The 17,413-nt window shown below is 70.7% G+C and carries 15 protein-coding genes; 6 read left to right on the top strand and 9 right to left on the bottom strand.

Features of this window, described 5'->3' with window-relative positions; all coding sequences use genetic code 11:
• Positions 1-6: 6 nt before the first annotated feature.
• From AABA78_RS16050 to AABA78_RS16035, 4 genes are read right to left on the bottom strand one after another with little or no spacing between them, the layout of a single operon-like run.
• Positions 7-1,272 carry a cation:proton antiporter gene (locus AABA78_RS16050; RefSeq protein ID WP_370469468.1) on the bottom strand — a complete coding sequence of 422 codons (1,266 nt, stop codon included), beginning with the start codon at positions 1,270-1,272 and terminating at the stop codon, positions 7-9.
• Positions 1,273-1,301: 29 nt separating this feature from the next.
• Positions 1,302-2,537, bottom strand: coding sequence for a sodium:proton exchanger (locus AABA78_RS16045; protein WP_338263946.1), 1,236 nt, complete (start codon positions 2,535-2,537; stop codon positions 1,302-1,304).
• A gap of 35 nt (positions 2,538-2,572) precedes the next feature.
• Positions 2,573-2,908 carry a hypothetical protein gene (locus AABA78_RS16040; RefSeq protein WP_120524190.1) on the bottom strand — a complete coding sequence of 112 codons (336 nt, stop codon included), beginning with the start codon at positions 2,906-2,908 and terminating at the stop codon, positions 2,573-2,575.
• Positions 2,909-2,947: 39 nt separating this feature from the next.
• Positions 2,948-3,394 carry a general stress protein gene (locus tag AABA78_RS16035; RefSeq protein ID WP_171418432.1) on the bottom strand — a complete coding sequence of 149 codons (447 nt, stop codon included), beginning with the start codon at positions 3,392-3,394 and terminating at the stop codon, positions 2,948-2,950.
• Between the two features lie 317 nt (positions 3,395-3,711).
• Here AABA78_RS16035 and AABA78_RS16030 point away from each other — a divergent pair, with 317 nt between their 5' ends.
• Positions 3,712-4,452 (top strand): TVP38/TMEM64 family protein, encoded by a 741-nt coding sequence (locus AABA78_RS16030; RefSeq protein WP_338263945.1) that lies wholly within the window; start codon positions 3,712-3,714, stop codon positions 4,450-4,452.
• Here the strand turns inward: AABA78_RS16030 and AABA78_RS16025 are convergent.
• The gene (locus AABA78_RS16025) at positions 4,439-5,341 is read right to left on the bottom strand and encodes a LysR family transcriptional regulator (protein WP_338263944.1); all 903 of its coding nucleotides are present in this window, start codon (positions 5,339-5,341) and stop codon (positions 4,439-4,441) included. The genes AABA78_RS16030 and AABA78_RS16025 overlap by 14 nt on opposite strands.
• A 103-nt stretch (positions 5,342-5,444) precedes the next feature.
• Here AABA78_RS16025 and AABA78_RS16020 point away from each other — a divergent pair, with 103 nt between their 5' ends.
• From AABA78_RS16020 to thiD, 3 genes are all read left to right on the top strand, one after another.
• Positions 5,445-6,095 carry an NADPH-dependent F420 reductase gene (locus AABA78_RS16020; protein ID WP_338263943.1) on the top strand — a complete coding sequence of 217 codons (651 nt, stop codon included), beginning with the start codon at positions 5,445-5,447 and terminating at the stop codon, positions 6,093-6,095.
• Positions 6,096-6,181: 86 nt separating this feature from the next.
• Positions 6,182-7,198, top strand: coding sequence for an alpha/beta fold hydrolase (locus AABA78_RS16015; protein WP_338263942.1), 1,017 nt, complete (start codon positions 6,182-6,184; stop codon positions 7,196-7,198).
• A gap of 44 nt (positions 7,199-7,242) precedes the next feature.
• Positions 7,243-8,052: a bifunctional hydroxymethylpyrimidine kinase/phosphomethylpyrimidine kinase gene (gene thiD / locus AABA78_RS16010; protein ID WP_338263941.1), complete on the top strand. Its 810-nt coding sequence runs from the start codon at positions 7,243-7,245 to the stop codon at positions 8,050-8,052.
• Positions 8,053-8,400: 348 nt separating this feature from the next.
• On the opposite strand, the gene AABA78_RS16005 is transcribed toward thiD, so the two are convergent.
• The 3 genes from AABA78_RS16005 to AABA78_RS15995 all read right to left on the bottom strand — a co-directional run bounded on the left by AABA78_RS16005 (position 8,401) and on the right by AABA78_RS15995 (position 14,624).
• The gene (locus tag AABA78_RS16005; protein WP_338263940.1) at positions 8,401-11,973 is read right to left on the bottom strand and encodes a DEAD/DEAH box helicase; all 3,573 of its coding nucleotides are present in this window, start codon (positions 11,971-11,973) and stop codon (positions 8,401-8,403) included.
• Positions 11,974-11,993: 20 nt separating this feature from the next.
• Complete coding sequence (locus AABA78_RS16000) at positions 11,994-13,772, bottom strand: N-acetylmuramoyl-L-alanine amidase (RefSeq protein WP_338263939.1); 1,779 nt, start codon at positions 13,770-13,772, stop codon at positions 11,994-11,996.
• Positions 13,773-13,856: 84 nt separating this feature from the next.
• Positions 13,857-14,624: a DUF3592 domain-containing protein gene (locus AABA78_RS15995; protein WP_338264295.1), complete on the bottom strand. Its 768-nt coding sequence runs from the start codon at positions 14,622-14,624 to the stop codon at positions 13,857-13,859.
• Positions 14,625-14,819: 195 nt separating this feature from the next.
• Between AABA78_RS15995 and AABA78_RS15990 the strand changes: the two genes are divergently transcribed.
• Positions 14,820-15,575: a hypothetical protein gene (locus tag AABA78_RS15990; RefSeq protein ID WP_338263938.1), complete on the top strand. Its 756-nt coding sequence runs from the start codon at positions 14,820-14,822 to the stop codon at positions 15,573-15,575.
• Positions 15,576-15,891: 316 nt separating this feature from the next.
• Positions 15,892-16,047, top strand: coding sequence for a hypothetical protein (locus AABA78_RS15985; RefSeq protein WP_338263937.1), 156 nt, complete (start codon positions 15,892-15,894; stop codon positions 16,045-16,047).
• A gap of 266 nt (positions 16,048-16,313) precedes the next feature.
• Here AABA78_RS15985 and AABA78_RS15980 read toward each other — a convergent pair whose 3' ends face one another.
• A complete protein-coding gene (locus tag AABA78_RS15980) occupies positions 16,314-17,411 on the bottom strand; it encodes a pectin acetylesterase-family hydrolase (protein ID WP_338263936.1) in 1,098 nt (365 codons plus the stop codon).
• Positions 17,412-17,413 lie beyond the last annotated feature (2 nt).

Below are 17,413 nucleotides of genomic sequence, written 5' to 3'. Positions count from 1 at the left end.
CCCCCACTATGCGCCGCCGCCCGCCTCTTCCGCACGGATTTCGCCACTGCCCAGCAGGGCGCGCCGCGTGAGCACCGGCCCCACCAGTTCGTGCGCGGTGATCATCGCGACGATGAGCACCTCCACCTGCGGCCCGAAGGACGGGAAGGTGCGCGACACCAGCGCCGCCAGGCCGAACGTCACGCCCGCCTGGGAGATGAGCCCCATCCACAGGTAGCGCTTCAAGCGCGGGTCCTCCGCGGGCGCGAACCTGCGGCACGCGCCCCAGATGGCCAGGCCGCGCAGCGCCACGAGCAGCAGCGCCGCCGGCCCCACCGTCACCAGCGCGTCCAGCTTCAGCCCCGCCCCCGCCGCGGCGAAGAAGAGCGCGAACACCGGCAGGCCCGCCTGGTTGATGGCGTGGTGGATGCGCCGGCCCTCGCGCTCGTCCAGGTTGGCGATGAGCGCCCCGGCCGCCAGCGACACCAGCAGCGGCGACAGGTGCAGCCGCGCCCCGCCCTCCGCCGCCGCGAACGACAGGCCGACGAGGAACAGCGGCAGCTCGCGGTTGACGCCCCGCATGTACAGGAGCATCGCCACCGCCAGCAGGCACCCCACCGCCACGGAGCCGAACAGCTCCCACCCCACCCCGCCCACCAGCGCGGGCAGGTCCAGGCCGTTGCCGAACGTCGCGCGGGTGACGCCCGCCGCCAGGCCGAAGGCCACCATCACGAACAGGTCCCCGATGATGACCAGCGCCATCAGGAACTCCGTGAACGGGCCGCGCGCGGCCGTCTCCTGCACGATGGCGATGGTCACCGTGGGAGAGAACGACACCACCACCGTGGACAAGAGCGCGCTCACCGCCAGCGCCTGCGGCACCGTCATGGGGGACAGGAACGGCAGCACGGGCTTGAGCGCGAACGTGGCCCCGAAGCACACCGCGAACGTCACCCCGCACACCGCCGCGCAGAGCAGCGCCACGCGCGCGCCGACCCGGCGGATGAGCCCCAGGTGCAGCTCCGTCCCCGCGACGAGCGCGATGAGGCTCACCGCCAGCCCCTTCACCAGCTCCAGCCCCTTCACGCCCGCGTTCGGGATGAAGCCCAGCGCGTACGGCCCCACCGCCACGCCCACCAGCAGGTAGCCGGTGAGCCGCGGCAGGCCCAGGCCCTTGGCCACCTTGCCCGCGAACAGGCCGCACAAGAGCAGCGCGCCCGCCGCCAGCAGCACGGGTGTGCCCGCGTCCACGCGCACCGCCTGCGCCTGGGTGATGGCCGCGAGCAGCACCATGAGCAGCAGCAGCCGGAAGATGGACCCCTTCACGCGGCCACCCCCGCGTCACCGGTGGGGGGCGTGTCCCGCATGGGCGTGGCCCGGGGCTCCGCGGCCAGCACGTGCCGGAAGGCCCCGTGCGCGAGCATCTCGTTGACGACCGCGCCCACCGCCACCACGTCCAGCACCCGCTGCGACAGCGAGCCCGGCACCAGCATCACGTACTCCGCCACCAGGCACAGCGCCAGGCCTCCCTGGGAGATGAGCGCGTAGCCAAAGCGCGGCGGCAGGTCCAAAACGCCCTGCGTGAGCCGCTGCGCGAACGTGCCGCCCAGCACCTTGCCCAGGAAGCGCAGCCCCACGAACGCGGGCAACAGCGCCCACGCGGACAGGTCGCGCGCGTGGATCTGACTGCCCACCAGGAACACCAGCACCAGGTACGTGGGCCGCTCGACCCGCGAGAGCGCCCGCGACACCCGCTCCGCCGTGCGCCCGCCCATGAGCGCCAGCGTCGCGCCGCACGCCACGCCGGCCAGGAGCGACGACAGCCGCAGGTACGCCGCCGCGCCGCCCACCAGCGCCACCATGCCCAGCGTCACCGTGGTCTGCTCCGCCAGGTCCTTCAGCGAATACGTGAGGAACGCCAGGAGCGCGCCGCACGCCACGCCCAGCAGCAGCGCCAGCGCCAGGAGGCCCAGCCCTTCCGCCGCGTTGCCGGTGACGCCCAGCACCAGCCCCAGCGCGAGCACGCCCAGGCCCACCGCGTCGTCCATCATCGTGAGCAGCGCCACGCCCAGGCCGCGCGCGCGCTCCAGCCGCCCGTTGCGGTAGCCCAGCACCGCGAAGTGGCCGGAGGACAGGCTCGCCGCCGCGCCCAGGAGCGCCGCCGCGCCCACCGCCACCAGGGGCCGCAGGCCCATGGACAGGAGCAGCGGGACGGACAGCGGCAGCGCGACGAAGAGGAACGCCGTGCCCGCGTGCGCGAGCGCCGCCGCGTAGACGGGCCGGGGCAACAGCCGCAGCAGGCGCGGCTCCAGGTTGAGGCCCAACAGCACGCCCCCCGTCCCCAGCCCCAGCGCCATCAACGGGCGGAGCGAGTCCAGGTTGCGCGGGCTGAGCACCCCCAGCACGGACGGGCCCAGCAGGGCTCCGAAGATGAGGAACAGCAAGCCGCTGGCCGCCAGCTGCGCCAGCGCCGGGAACCGGCCCGGATCCAGGAGCGACCGGCTGGACGCGAGCAGCGACAACGCCGCGACGATGAGGAAGACGAGCAGCGCTTGCACGCAGCGTGCTTACACCCGCGCGCCCCCGCGCGTCATCAACGCCGGTGCGTGGGCGCCGCCATGACAGGCAGGGCCACCAGGCGGCCCATGGGCGGGTCGTCCGCGTCCATCTCCAGCTGCACGCGCTGGAGCATGCGGTCCATCTCCTCCTGCGGGAGGGCCGGCAGCACGCTCACGAGCACGACGCGGTCCTCGTCCGCGCCCAACGCGAGGCTGCGCAGGCCGGCGAACACCGGCACCTCCGCGGACAAGGCCGCGGCGGCGCTGCGCGCCCGGATGACCAGCGGTTCCGGGATGCCGAACTCCCGGAGCCGGCGGATCGCCCGCTCGGTCGTCTCCACCTGCTCGAGGAACGTGATGACCAGGTACACGCGGCCGTCATACCGGAAGACCGCGCATCCTGTCCCCCGTTACTCGTTGCCACCCGGCTGAGCGGGCTCTTCCGGCGTGGCGGCCGGAGCGGAGGTGCCCTCGGCCGCGGGCGCGGCCCCGGCCTGGGCATCCATGGCGGCGCGAGCAGCGCGCTTGCCCTCCTCAATCAGCTTCTTGACCTTCTGCCCGCCCTTGCGGCCAATCTCCTCGTAGAAGTTCGGACCGCGGGTGGCCTTGACGCGATCGCCACCCTTCTTGCCGATCTCCTCGTAGAACTTGGCGCCGCGCTCGGCCTTCACGGTCTCGCCGCCCTTGCGGCCGATCTCCTCGTAGAAGGAGCGACCGCGCTCGGCCTTCACCGTGGCGCCGCCCTTGCGGCCGATGGTCTCGTAGAACTCGCGGCCGCGCTCGTTGCGGACAGTCTCGCCGCCCTTACGCCCCGCTTCAGCCACCGTCATGCTGCCCTTGTTGTCCTTGTCCGACATGTCCGTGTCTCCTCTCGTGACTGCCCAACCCCGTCCGCGCCTTGGTGTCCCTTGCCTGAAACCTTGGGACGGAAGCGCCCCGATGCAAGCAAGCTCCGTACACCGCCAGCCGTTCTCTCCTGACATTGCATGCATAATCCCCAAGGATTTCGCGCGCTTGTCAGGGTCGCTAGGCATCCGGACGGGACGGGTGATTGCCCGGCAGGACGCTCTCGTTGTTCACAACAATTCACGTCACGTTGCCGATTCCCTGCTCGGTTCCCACCTTGTGCGCAGCGCCTGACACATGGGTCTGGTGGGCGATGGGGGAGGTTTCCTTGGCGAGCAGCAGCGGTCTGAAGACCTGGTTGCGCATCCTGGCGCCCATGGTCGTGTCCATCGGTGGGCTGGTGATGCTCCGGCTGTTGGGGCCGGACTTCATCGACCAGCGCACCATCCGGGAGCTGTTGCTCCCCCTGGGCGACTACGCCCCCCTGGCCTACGTGGCCTTCCTGGCCGTGAGGCCGCTGACGCTCCTGCCGGGGCAGGTCCTCACCGCGGTCGGCGGGATGATGTTCGGGACCCTCGCCGCGACCCTCTATTCACTAACGGGCAGCTTCCTGTCCGCCACCCTGCTCTACTTCGTTGCTCGCAAGCTGGGCACGCGGCCCATGCAGCGGCTGTGTGGCAGCAAGTACCCGGCGATAGCGAAGGCGGCGCGGCGGCACGACTTCCAGTTCACGTTCCTGGCGTGCCTCAACCCGCTGTGCCCCACGGACATCATGCTGATCGCCGGCGCGGCCAGCGGCGCGCGCTTCTGGCCGTCCGTCCTGGGCGTCGTGCTGGGCACCATCCCGGGCACCTTCCTGACCGCGCAGTTCGGCAGCGGGCTCGCGCAGGGCCGCACCGTGATGACGGCTGTCTCCGCGGTGGGCATGGTGGTGTCGCTGGTGCTGGGCGTCATCTTCGGCCGGCGGTTCTACAAAGAGGTCAACGAGGCGCCAGTGGAGGTCTCCGTGCCCGAAGCGGAAGGCGCGCGCGCCCTCCCCGACGCGAAGGTGCCGCTCACCACGCCGTGACGGCGCGCGGCTCCTCCACCAGGTGCTGGAGGAGCGCGCGGACGCGGGGCACGGACTGGCGCCTCGGCAGGCACAGCGCGTGGACCGGCGGCCCCTCCGCCGCGTACTCCGCCAGCACCTCCACCAGGGCGCCCTCGCGCAGCCGGGCGTCGCTCATGAAGTCCAGCACCTGGCAGAGCCCGGCCCCCGCGGCGGCCAGGTCCAGCAGCGCGGGGCCGTGATCCACGTCGATGGCCGCGCGCGTGCGCACCACCGCGGGCTCGCCGCCGGGTGATTCCCGGAAGTGCCACTCGCGGGTGAGGCCGCGCGGGTCCACGAACTTCAGGCACGCGTGGCGTTCCAAACGCGACGGATGGTCCGGCGTCCCGTGCCGGGCCAGGTACGCCGGCGACGCGAGCGTCATCCAGCGCGTGGAGAACAGCCGCCGCGCCACGAGGCTGGAGTCCTCCAGCCCGCCCAGCCGGATGGCCACGTCCACCTGCTCCTCCACCAGCTTGCTCAGCCGGTCGCTCATGCGCACGTGCAGCGTGAGTTGCGGGTGCCGGGCCTGGAGCCGCGCCAGCCGGGGCAGCAGCACGGGGCCCAGGATGAACGGCAGGGACACCGTGAGCGGTCCACTGGGGGCGCGGTGCGCCTGGGCCACCGTCTCGCGCGCGGCGCGGATCTGCGCCACGGCCTCGCGCGCCCGCTCCAGGAAGGCGGTGCCCTCGGACGTGAGGGCCACCTGCCGGCTGGTGCGCTCCAGCAGCCTCGCGCCCAGCTCCTCCTCCAGCTTGCGCACCGCCTTGCTCACCGCCGCCACGGTGACGCCCAGCCGCTCCGCCGCCTTCCGGAAGCTCCGCTCCTCCGCCACGTGGAGGAACGGCAACACGCCCGTGAACAGGTCCATGGGGCGGGATTGTCAACCCAGGGTTGACGATGGTTCAACCTGGACGTGCTGCCTGGCGCTCCGGTTGACGATTAGGGTTCACCCCACACGAAAGGGAGTCCTCATGAAGATCGCGATCCTGGGCACGGGCATGGTGGGTGAGACGCTGGGCAGCAAGCTGGTGGCGCTGGGCCATGAGGTGCGCATGGGCTCGCGCACGCCGGACAACGCGAAGGCGGCCGCCTGGGTGAAGAAGGCCGGGGGAAAGGCGTCGCAGGGCACGTTCCGGGACGCCGCCCTGTTCGCGGAGCTGCTCTTCAACTGCACGCTGGGCAATGCGTCGCTGGAGGTCCTGAAGTCCGCGGGCGAGGACGCCCTGCGCGGCAAGGTGCTGGTGGACGTGTCCAACCCGCTCGACTTCACCAAGGGGATGCCGCCGGTGCTCTCCACGCCCCCGGATGACTCGCTGGGCGAGCAGCTCCAGCGCGCCTTCCCGTCGCTGAAGGTGGTGAAGACGCTCAACACGATGAACTGCGAGGTGATGGTGGAGCCCTCGCGCGTGCCCGGAGACCACGACGTCTTCGTGTCCGGCAACGACGTGGACGCGAAGGCCCGCGTGAAGCAGCTCCTGACGGAGGGCTTCGGCTGGAAGCACGTCATCGACCTGGGGGACATCACCACCGCGCGTGGCACCGAGGCCTTCCTCCCGCTGTGGCTGCGCCTGTGGGGCACCCTGCGCACCGGCGACTTCAACATCCACGTTGTGAAGCGCTGAGAGCCATGACGCGGGGGGACGCAACTTCCACCGCCAGCTTCAGATAACCTACCCAGACCCACTTCCCCCGGTGGTTGGAGGTTCTCATGAGCACGATCGACCGCACCCGTTCCCTCGCCGTGCCCTCCTCCACCGCGAAGACGGCCGCGGAGCCGCTCGCGAAGAAGCCCGCGCCGCACCAGCCCGCGTTCCAGAAGTCCTCCTTCGAGCAGGCCGCGCCGGCGCAGAAGAACACGCTGCTGGGCGGTCTCATCGACGCGGCGGTGGGCGGCATCAAGGACATCCCCCGCTTCGTGGAGATGGGCGCGAACGTCTTCAACGCCACGACGGTGAGGGAGATCACCAGCCTCTTCGGCGGCGCGAAGCCGGACCGCGCGCAGGACGGCATGTTCGTGGGCGCGGGCGGCAAGGTGCTCCCGGCGACGACGAAGCTGGGCGACGTTCCGGGCGTCACGCCGAAGAACAACCCGAACCCGGACAAGACGATCCTCTACGTCAACGGCATCATGACGCCGACGGACGGCCAGCTGCATGAGATGCAGGCGCTGGCGGACAGCTCCGGCGCGAAGGTGGTGGGCATCCACAACGCGACCGAGGGCCTGGTGAAGGACCTGGCCCAGTGCGTGACGGACAAGCTGGCCAAGGGCAAGAACCCCGCCGTGGACACGCTGGCGGACACGCTCTACTCGGAGCTGAAGGCCGGCCGCGACGTGCACCTCGTGGGCTACAGCCAGGGCGGGCTCATCACGGCGCGCGCGCTGAACGACGTGGCGAAGCGGCTGCGTGTGGAGGACGGGCTGTCCCCCGCGCAGGTGGAGGCGAAGATGAGCCACCTGGAGGTGGAGACCTTCGGCGCCGCGTCCACGAAGTACCCGAACGGCCCCCAGTACGTGCACTACGTCAACAACGCGGACCCGGTGCCCACGCTCACGGGCCTGGGCGGCGACGTGGATCCGCTGGCCTTCCTCAAGGACGCGGGCAAGGGCGCGGTGGTGCACCGCTTCACCGACGGCAACCTGAACCCCATCAGCAACCACATGCTGGACACGCTCTACCTGAAGCACCGCGTGGACTTCGACCAGGCCCGGCAGAACCAGTTCTAGTTCCAGGGCCCGTGGCGACGGGCCGCGGCTAGGATGCCGCGCCCATGAAGCCCTTCCCTGTCGCAACCGCCCTCACCATCGCCGGCTCGGACAGCGGCGGTGGCGCCGGCATCCAGGCCGACCTCCGCACCTTCTCCTTCCACCGCGTCCACGGCACCAGCGCCGTGACGGCCATCACCGCGCAGAACACGCGCGGGGTGACGCGCGTGGACCTGCTGCCCCCTGAGTCCGTCACCGCGCAGGTGGACGCCGTGGCGTCGGACATGCGCGTGGACGCGGTGAAGGTGGGGATGCTCGCCCAGCGAGAGCTCATCGAGGCCGTGGCGGATCAGCTCGCCCGCGTGTCGCTGGGCCCCATCGTGGTGGACCCGGTCATGGTGTCCCGCGCGGGCTCGCAGCTCATCGACGATGAGGCGGTGGGTGCGCTGCGCGCGCGCATGCTGCCCCTGGCCGCGATCCTCACGCCCAACCGCCACGAGGCGAAGCTGCTCGCGGGCATGGACATCCAGACGCTGGAGGACATGCGCGAGGCGGCCCGGCGCATCCATGCCCTGGGCTCGCGCGTGGTGCTCGTGAAGGGCGGCGGCATGCCGGGCGCGCTGCGCGGCACGGACGTGTGGTTCGACGGGACGCGGATGGAGACGCTGTCCGTCGCGCCCGTGGACACGCCGAACACGCACGGCACCGGCTGCACGCTCTCCGCCGCGATCGCCGCGCGGCTGGCGCTGGGCACCCCACCGCTGGAGGCCGTTCGGCTGGCGAAGGAGTACGTCACCTCCGCCCTGCGCTACCCGCTCGCCGTGGGCCACGGAAACGGCCCGATCGGGCACTTCTTTCCACTGATTCATGACTAAAACACATGCACAAAATGCAATTGATTGCATTTGATTACATGCAATATCGCAAATGAAACATGTATTTAATTGATACATGTTTCATTTGGGTGGTCGCCGACCCACTGAAATCATGAGCATGTGGGCATGGCGATTCTGATCGGTGGGTGATCGCAGGCGCCGACGCGGGATGTTCGGCGACAAACGGCGCCCCCTGCTCACCTGATCAGGGTTTCATGTAGGCACGGCGGATCAGGAACTCAGGACTGCTCGACTGTTCAGTCCGGGTCATGAATGAACTGGCTAAAAGTCTGTTCAGTGCCTGTTCAGGCGCACGAAAGGCGCGGTCAAAAACCACGGAAAGAGCGTTCAGTGCTTCGGAGCGTCGGAATCCAGTCCGTCGACGTCCGGCAGCCGCCGCGCGAGCAGGCCCAGCAGCTCCTGGGTGGACAGGCGCGCGGCGGCGTCCTTGCCCTCCAGCACGCCGGCCACCAGGGCCCGCTTCTGCTCATGGAGCGAGAGCATCTGCTCCTCGATCGTCCCGCGCGACACCAGCCGGTAGACCGTGACCGGGCGCTGCTGGCCGATACGGTGCGCGCGATCGGAGGCCTGATCCTCCACGGCCGGGTTCCACCAGGGGTCCAGGTGGATGACGCTGGTGGCGGCCGTCAGGTTGAGCCCGAAGCCACCCGCCTTGAGTGAAATCAAGAACAGGGGCGCGTCGCCCTCCTGGAAGGCTCGCACGCGGTCGGCACGCGCCGCGGCGGGTGTCTGCCCATCCAGGTACTCGTAGGCAATGCCCTGCGCGTCCAGCACCTCGCGCACCAGCGCCAGGTGGGACGTGAACTGGCTGAACACCAGTGCACGGTGGCCCTCCTCGCGCAGTTCCTGGATGAGCTCCAGGAAGCGCTCCAGCTTGGAGGACTCCAGCTTGGACGCCTCGTCGTACAGCCGCGGGTGCGACGCGAGCAGCCGCAGCCGCGTCAGCGCCGCCAGCACCTCGATGCGGCGCTCCTGGTCCTTCATCTTCGACCTGCGCGTCTCCAGGTCGGACAGGGCCGCCAGGCGCGCGTCCTCGTAGAGCGTCCACTCCGGCGGCGACAGCACGACGGGCACGTGCACGTCCGTGCGCGGCGGCAGCTGCGCCTCCACCTGGGACTTGGTGCGGCGCAGGAGGAAGGGCTGGAGCACCCGGGCCAGCGCGGGCGCGGCCGTGGGGTCCACCTGCTTCTCAATTGGCGCGGCGAAGCGGTTGCGGAACGCCTCCAGGCTGCCCAGCAGCCCCGGGAAGACGACGGCGAAGAGGGCCCATAGCTCGCCCAGGTGGTTCTCCAGCGGCGTGCCGGACAGCGCGAACTTGAAGTCGCCCTGGAGCGCCCTCGCCGCGCGGAAGCGCTGCGTGGCCGCGTTCTTCAGCTGCTGGGCCTCGTCGAAGACGATGGTGGAGAAGCGCAGCGCGGCCAGCCGCTCGATGTCCCGCACCAGCAGGCCGTAGCTGAGCACCAGCACGTCGCGAGGCCCCAGCCGCTCCAGCGTGCCGCCCCGGTCCTCCGCGTCGGAGAAGATCGTCACCTTGAGCGACGGCGCGAAGCGCTTTGCTTCATCCCGCCAGTTGAAGGCCACGGACGTGGGCGCCAGCACCAGCGCGGGCCCCTGCTTCGCGCGATCCAGCAGCACGGCCAGGGCCTGCACCGTCTTGCCCAGGCCCATGTCGTCCGCCAGCACCCCACCCGCGTTCCACGACGCCAGCCGCGTGAGCCAGCGGAAGCCCTCGAGCTGGTAGTCGCGCAGCTCCGTCTTGAGCGTCGCGGGCACCCGGGGCTTCAGCTCCTTCGCCGCGAAGATGCGCTCGACCAGCGCCTTCCAGGACGCGTCCGCGTCGATGATGGCGCCCGCGGTGCCCAGCCCCGCCAGGGCCTCCGCCGCGGACGGGCCCACCTCCAGCCCGTGGCGCGACAGGTAGGCGTGATCCGCCAGCTTCTCCAACTGCTCGCGCAGCGCCGCTTCGATCTCCACCCAGGTGCGCGCGTCCACCTGGACGAAGCGCTCCTTGCGCCGGGCCGCGTCCAGGAGGCGCGCCAGCTCCACCCGCTCGCCCTCCACGGACAGGCTGCCCAGCACGCCGAACCACTCGCGCTTGCGCTCCAGGACGACCTTCAGGTCCCCCGCGCCCCGCTTCGGCACGAGCCGCATGGACGTGCCCACCCACTCCAGCTCCGGCCGGGGCTCCATCTCCGCGCACGCGGCCAGCACCGCCAGCCCGCCCTGCGCGCTGTGGAAGAGGAAGCAGAACGGCAGCTCCTGCGGCTCCGCCGTCTGCAAGGGCAGCCGGGCCTGGAGCGCCGCGGCCGCAGTCAGCTCGCGGCCAAAGTCGCGCACCGCGTGGAAGGAGCGCGTCTCCCGCCGCACGTACACGTCGCGAGGGCCCTCGCCCGGCAGGAACGCGGCGCTGTCCGGCATCGCGCGCAGCCGCAGCTCCAGCCGCACCGCGCCCCCGGGCTGCCCCTCCAACCGGAGCACCGGGAGCTGCTGCGGCGCGATGGACTCGCCCATCACGCTGCGGGGCATGGCCACCGGCAGGCGCACGGAGAACTTCGACAGCTGCTCCAGCAATGCCCCGTGGCTCTCCGGCGGAAACGCGTTGCCGTGCCGCTGGAGCACCGTGGCCAGCGCGCGCACCTCCGGGCTCACGTCCAGCACGGTGAGCACGTGCGCGCCCTCGTCCCAGAGGAACACCGCGTCCTCCGGCTTCGCCTTGCGCACGCGCTCCAGGAGCGGCGCGGGCAGCACGGTGCCGTCCACGCCCGCGTTCACCAGCACGGTGCCGCCCCGGTCCTCGGCGACCAGGCCCACCTTCTCGCGCTCGATGCGCACGGGGATGTCCTGCGTGCCCTCCAATGACAGACGCGGATGGTCGATCAGCTCGAACAGCAGCGCGCGCGACGCGGGCGCGGCGCTGTCCGTGAGCAGCGCGGCGATGCGCGAGTCCGCGGGGCTCAGCTGCGAGCCGTACTCCTGGAGCAGCTTGCGCCGGCCGACCTTCGCGCCCGTCGTGCGCTGGCCCTTCTTCGTGCGCCGGTGCACGTACGGCGCGACCTCCACGCCGTAGCCTTCGATGACGTCCAGGCGCCAGGAGATCTCCACGCCCCCGCCCCCGCCCGGGCTCTCCTCCACCGCCCGCTCCAGCGCGCGCAGCGTCCGCGCCCACGCGGGCCGCACCAGCTCCTCCAGCGTCTCGCCGAAGCCTTCCGTCCAGCGCTGCCGGAGCCACAGGAGCGTGGTGTCCACCGCCGCCAGCTGGTGCACGCAGAACGTCGCGCCGCAGGAGCAGTCCACCGTCACGCCCGACGGACTGAACGTCAGCCGCGCGTCCGGCAGGATGAAGCCCGAGCCCGGCGGGGACACTGGCGCCTCGGAGATGCGCGTCTCCTTGAGGCGGAAGCCCGGCAGGTCCGGCTCCTCCACCAGCGCCTCCAGCGACAGCGCCCGCTCCGGACGGGGCGCGATGCCCGGCGGCACGCGGGCACGCCACGCGAGCAGCATCCCGTGGACCGTGTGCGTGCGCTTGTCGGGCGGGGGCGCGAGCCGCTGCGCGACGGAGGCCCGCGCCTCGATGGCGCCCTGCCGCTCGTCCTCCACGTAGCGCCAGGCGAGCTTCGGCAGCAGGTCCCGCATGCGCGGCGTGGGCAGCACCTCCGCCGTCCAGCGGTCGAGCGTGTCCTGTGCCAGCACCTCCACCAGCCGGCGGCGTGAAATCACGGCGCGCACCTGCGGCAGGTACGCGGCCTCCACGCGCGGGGTGAGCAGCGCCAGGCTCAGGCGGGTCAGGTGCTCCAGCCCCTCGGCCCTCAGCCACGCGCGCAGGTCCGCCTCCGTCTGGAACGGGGGCGCGTGGGGGTCCTGCGCGGGCTTGGGACTGGACGGGGGGGACTGCTCGGCCATGGGGACTGACGACGAAAGCGTCAGTCTACCTTGGCCACGCGGCGGCGATCACCGAGGAACTCTTCCACTCCCAGCACGATGTTCTTCGCCACCTCGTCCTGGTAGCGCTCGGACGCCAGGCGCTTCTCGTCCTCCGCGTGCGACAGGAAGGACGTCTCCACCAGGATGGCGGGCATCTTCGCGCCCAGGAGCACGTAGAACAGCGCCTCCTTGTGGCCCAGGTCCTTGATGCCGTCGTACCGGGTGGACAGGCCCGTCACCAGGTTGTGCTGCACGGCGTTCGCCAGCCGCGACGACTCCTCCGTGTTCGCCTTGGTGGCCAGGTCCGCCAGGATGAACTGCAGGTCGCTGATGCCCTTCTCGGACGACGCGTTCTCACGCGCGGCCAGGCGGATGGAGTAGCGGTCCGCGGAGGTGTTGAGCGTGTACGTCTCGATGCCGCGCAGCTTGTGCGTCGCCGCCGAGTTGCAGTGCACCGAGATGAACAGGTCGCCGTGCGCCTCGTTGGCCAGCTTCGCGCGGTCCTCCAGGCGGATGAAGGTATCGTCGTCGCGGGTGAGCACCACCTCCAGGCCCTTCTCCCGCAGGCCGTCCGCGACCTTCTTGGAGATGGCCAGCGCCACCTCCTTCTCCTTCGTCCCCGCCTTGCCCACCGCGCCGGAGTCGTGGCCACCGTGGCCCGGGTCGATGACCACGCGCCGCACCTTCAGGCCCAACTGCTCCGCCAGCGTCAGCTCCGCGTGGCGCGACTGCTTCGCCACGGCCTTGAGCCGCGCCTGCGCCACCTGGGCATCCACCGGCGCCGTCACCGGGCGCGGAGCCTCCGGCACGGGCGACACCTGCGGCACCGAGCGAGGCGGCTTCGACGCCACGACCTCGGGCTGCGTCGGCTTCGCGGCCGTCTCCACCAGCGCGGGCGCCTTCGACGCCACGGCCGGGACCTCCACGCGGGCCTCCGGCTTCTCGGGCTGCGGCGTCCCGTGCGAGGACGCCACCGCCTCCGGAGCCTTCGTGTCGGCCTTCGCGGCGTCCTTCACGTCCGAGGCCCGATCGGCCACGGTGGGCGCGTCCACGATGTTCGCCGCCGCGTCCTTCGCGCTGTCCGTGCCGGAGGCAGTGGCGTTCGGATCCAGGCGGGGCAGCACGGGGGACGGCTCGCGGGCGAGCTTGCTGATCGCATCCACCAGCGGCGAGCTGGGGTTCGCGGCGGCGACGGCGGTGTCCGGCGTGGACTTCACCACGGGGGGCAGCGGCTTCACCGTGGGCTTCGCGGGGGGCGTCCGGCTGGGCGGGGGCAGCGAGGCCAGGAGCGCCTTGAGCTCCTTGCCCTGGTCGCCCTTGGGGTTGGTGGCCAGCGACTCGTTGAGGATCTTCCGGGCCGCCTCCGGCTTGTCCAGGCGGTTGACGTGGATGCGCGCCAGCGCCAGCGCCGCGTCGTCCGCGAGCCGGTGCTTCGGGTGCGCCTCCACCAGCTTCGAGTAGTCCGCGATGGCCGACTGCAGGTCCTCCTCCACGAAGGAGATGCGGCTCAGCTCCTGGAGCAGGTCGCCCGCGGTGAAGAGGGCGTCGGGGGCGCGGTCGCTCTTGGGGAAGCGCGTGGCCACGGCCTCGAAGCGGTGCACCACGTTGAGCCAGTGGTGGCGCAGCTTGCGGCGGGACGCGTCGTCCTTCAGCGCGTAGTAGGAGCGGCGGGCCTGCTGGTACGCCTCCTCGGCTTCGTTGCGCTTGCTGGCTCCGACGGCGCTCGGGGCCGTGAAGAGCAGCACGGGCAGCACGAAGTGGGAGAAGCGTACGCGCATGGAAGCCTCCGGACGTTGCAGCTACAGGCGTGTGTCACACGGCCTCTGGGGGCCAGCAACTTTTCAACCCCACCTGCCCGTCCGTCAGCGCACCCAGCCCAGCGTCCGCGCCAGCTCCTCGTCGATGACGCGGCACCAGCCCGGCTCGCCAGGCACCACGGCCGCCAGCACCTTGCCGCCGTTGCGCACCGGGGCCCGCTGGGGACGGCAGCGCGCACGCACGGAGTGTTTCACGTCCTGGCGGAAGAAGTGCGCGGGGAACACCGCCTCGCCCTTCCCTTCCGGCAGATAGCCGTCGTCCGGGGTGAGCCACACCAGCGCGCCCAGGCGCAGGGGCACCACCTCCCGGCGCCACAGCCGCCGCACCTCCCACGCGAAGCCGGTGAGCGCCACCAGCGCGCCCAGCCCCAGGCCCCAGGGCAAGAGGCCCACCCGGGCCGCCCGGGCCCGAGCATGGGTCGCCTCGCGAGGGCGTCCCGGCTGGGAGGGATCCACCAGCAGCTGCACCCGGGCGCCGTGGCCCAGGCCCGCCGCGAGGTCCGCGTCCGTGCGCACCCCCGACACGGAGTGCTCCTCGCCCGCGAACGTGTAGAGGACGTCCAGCGTGCCCTCCGCGTCCTCGCGCTGGTTCAGGGGTGGCGCGTGGCTCGCGCCCACCCGAGCGTCCACGAGCTCCGCGCGGGACGTGAAGCGCTGCTCCTCCACGAAGTAGCGCCCCAGGTAGCCAGCGCCCAGGCCCAGCACGGCGATGACCGCCACGCCCAGCACCACCCCACGCACCAGCCGCGCCACCGCCCCGGGCACCTGGGCGAGTCGGACAGCGCGGGGAGCATGGGGGATGGCGAGCTGCATGGCGGGCGCGAAGCCTACTTCACGACCATGGCTCACGCTCCATTCGCGCTCGCCGTAGCGCATCCGTCGCTGCCTTCCGGGTCAGCGACTCTGATCCGGTGATGTGCTGGTGGGAGTTGGGACATCATCCCCGTCGTCCATGCCCGGGTGGCCTCCCGGACGAGACGCCGCGGTGACTTGCCCAGGGACGCAGCCATGCCGACAGCCTCCATCAAGGTGATTCCTGACAACAACTTGCGGCTGGAGATTGACGGCCAGGTCTACTGCTTCAACCCGATGACAGAAGAAGAAGTGCGAGAGGAGGCCGAGGCGGACACCATCTTCATTCTCGAGGGTGGTGCGCTGACGCAAAAGCATGATCCGGCACAGCTGAGCGGAGAGGCATATGAGCTGGAAAACGGGATCAAGCTTCTTCAAAAACCGTCCGCGGAGATCTGGTGCTCCCGATCATTCAAGCAACATCTCGAGCAACGCATCGACGATGCCAGGGCGGGGCGATGCCGGTTTCCGGGCCAGAAGGAGTTCTATTCGAGCCTGGCGGGCAAGATTCATTGGCTCCACCCGCAGCACATGATTGTCAGAGAAGGCGTCACCCTCCGCCTGCTTGAGTTCACCCAGCAACCGCTCTTCCCCGCGCAGAAGTCGGGCGTCCTGATCACGGTCGGGGAGAAGAACCTTCTTGTCGCGAACGGCTCCGCCTGCAATGCCGACTACACCACGTCAGCTGTCCCCAGGCTGGAGATGCTGATCCTGGATGCCGATGTTCCGAAAGAACAGGCGACTCCGCTGGTGGACTTCATCCGGTTCCTGAGCCCGAGAAGGCTCTTCCTCAAGCCCCAGAGCGTCAGGAAGAAGCTGCACACGGAGCTGCTCGAACAGCTCAAGTCCCGAGCCCCGGAGATCGAGGTCGTCAGCCAGAAGAAGTTCCAGCTGTCCCTTTTGCCAGGGTAGCCCTGAGAAAGACCGTACGCCATGAGCCCGATCCGGTGTCGCCCGCCCGATGCCGGCGCGAGGGCTCCGACTTCCCGGGCGGCGTGCCGGGTGGGTCCGAGGACGAAGGCTTCGAGGAATCAGGCCTTCAGGTGTGGGAGGGATGTTCAAATCCTGTCACTCACACGGCATCGAATCTCAATCCCAGACGCTGACGCCGTGTGAGCGGACCTGCCTCATACAGTATGAAGATTGCTTCAATCAGTCGACGTCGCCCGAGCAGGACGCCGTCTGCGCGGCGGAGAGCAACGTCTGCTACGAAAAGTGCCAACCCTGGGTGGCCAGCCCGGTGCAGGCCATGCGCCCGCCGCCGTGCGAGTACGCGTGCGACCTCGCCTACACCTATTGCCTGCGCAACTCCCCGACGCCGGACCAGTGCGCGCCGGAGCGTGAGGACTGCTACAGCACCTGCCCCAGCCCGGCGGCGCGGTAAGGATTTCTCTACCGGGGGCCGCCGGGTTCAGCGGCGGTCCCCGGGATTCGGTCTCTCGGTCCGGCGCACCACGCCCCCGGCGATCCCCAGCACCCTGCACCCGAGGCCGACCCTCCAGGCCCTGCGCGTGATGCTGCGAGCCTCCGACGGGGAACTGCTCGGCCTGGACGAGCGCCTCCGGGGCGACGCGCGAGTTGGGGCCGGCGAGGTCGTCGTGTCCTGGGACGTGGCGTGGAAGGTCGACCGGCCGCGACATGCCCGTGAACTCAGGGGCCGGCGTGGTCCCAGGCTGGCTCCTCCGCCGCGAACTCTTGGATCCACCCTCGCACGGTGAGTCCCGCGCCGTTCGCGGCGTCCGGTTGGGCCAGGAGCACGTGAGCGTTGCCCGGCAGGTAGAAGGTCTTCACGTTCGGCGCCGCGGAAGCGCGGGCCGCCTCCAGGCCGGACTGCACCTGCGCGCCCTCCAGTCCGAAGTAGAGGGAGATGGTGCCGTCCTGGAGGTACCCGAGCATCCCGTAGCGCCGGGGCGTGGTGAGCAGCCGCGCGGATGCGCCCAGCACCGCCGACAGGCCCGTGTCGCACCCGGTGCAGCCAGGAGGGAACTCCATGCCCCAGTTCGCGCGCATCGTGCCGTAGCGGCCATCCCCCTTTGTGTCGATGATGAGCCCCGAATCGTTCAGCACGTCCACCCGCGCCCAGGGCAGGGCCTTCTGCACGCGCCACGCATGGAACGTCGCCCCGTAGCCGCCCGCGCTGATGCCGGTGAGCCAGACGCGGTCGGCCTGGGGGAAGGTCGGCTGGAGCCGGCGCAGGTACGCATCCATGTTCCGGGCGCCAACGTGCTCGACCTTCTTGGGGCCGAACCAGTCATACGTCTGGACGCGGGTACCCGCGTGGAGGTCGCCGGTGCAGTAGGGGATGTAGACGAAGCTCGCGTCGCGGAAGGGATTGCGGACGTCATCGCGGTCGAAGAGCACCGCGAGCTCCGGCGCGCGGGCCTCGGCCAGCACCGGATCCGCGCCCATCGTGTCGGTGATGTGGGTGGCCGTGCCCAACGCGCAAGCGGCGGCCTCCCAGCACGCGCCACCCCCCGCGAGGAAGACGACGACCCGCTTGGAGCGGTCCGTGAGGTTGACGGCCATGCCCGTGGACGTCCCGTTCGCGCAGTGGGCGTCGGGAACGGGCACGAACGTCCAGGATTCACGGAGCGCGTCGATGGGGGTACCCGCGTCCACCGTGTAGGGGATGGACGGGAGATCGTAGTCGCCCGTTCCCGCGTCCGGAGCGCCACCGCTGGCTCCAGGAGGATTCGCGCAGGAGGAAAGGACCAGGATGCCCAGGAGTGTTACGAGGCGTGTCTTCATGT

The sequence above is a fragment of the Corallococcus caeni genome (genome assembly GCF_036245865.1).
Classification (GTDB): domain Bacteria; phylum Myxococcota; class Myxococcia; order Myxococcales; family Myxococcaceae; genus Corallococcus; species Corallococcus caeni.
Note: the sequence above shows the minus strand (reverse complement) of the source record. Positions and strands in the feature narration are given on the sequence as shown.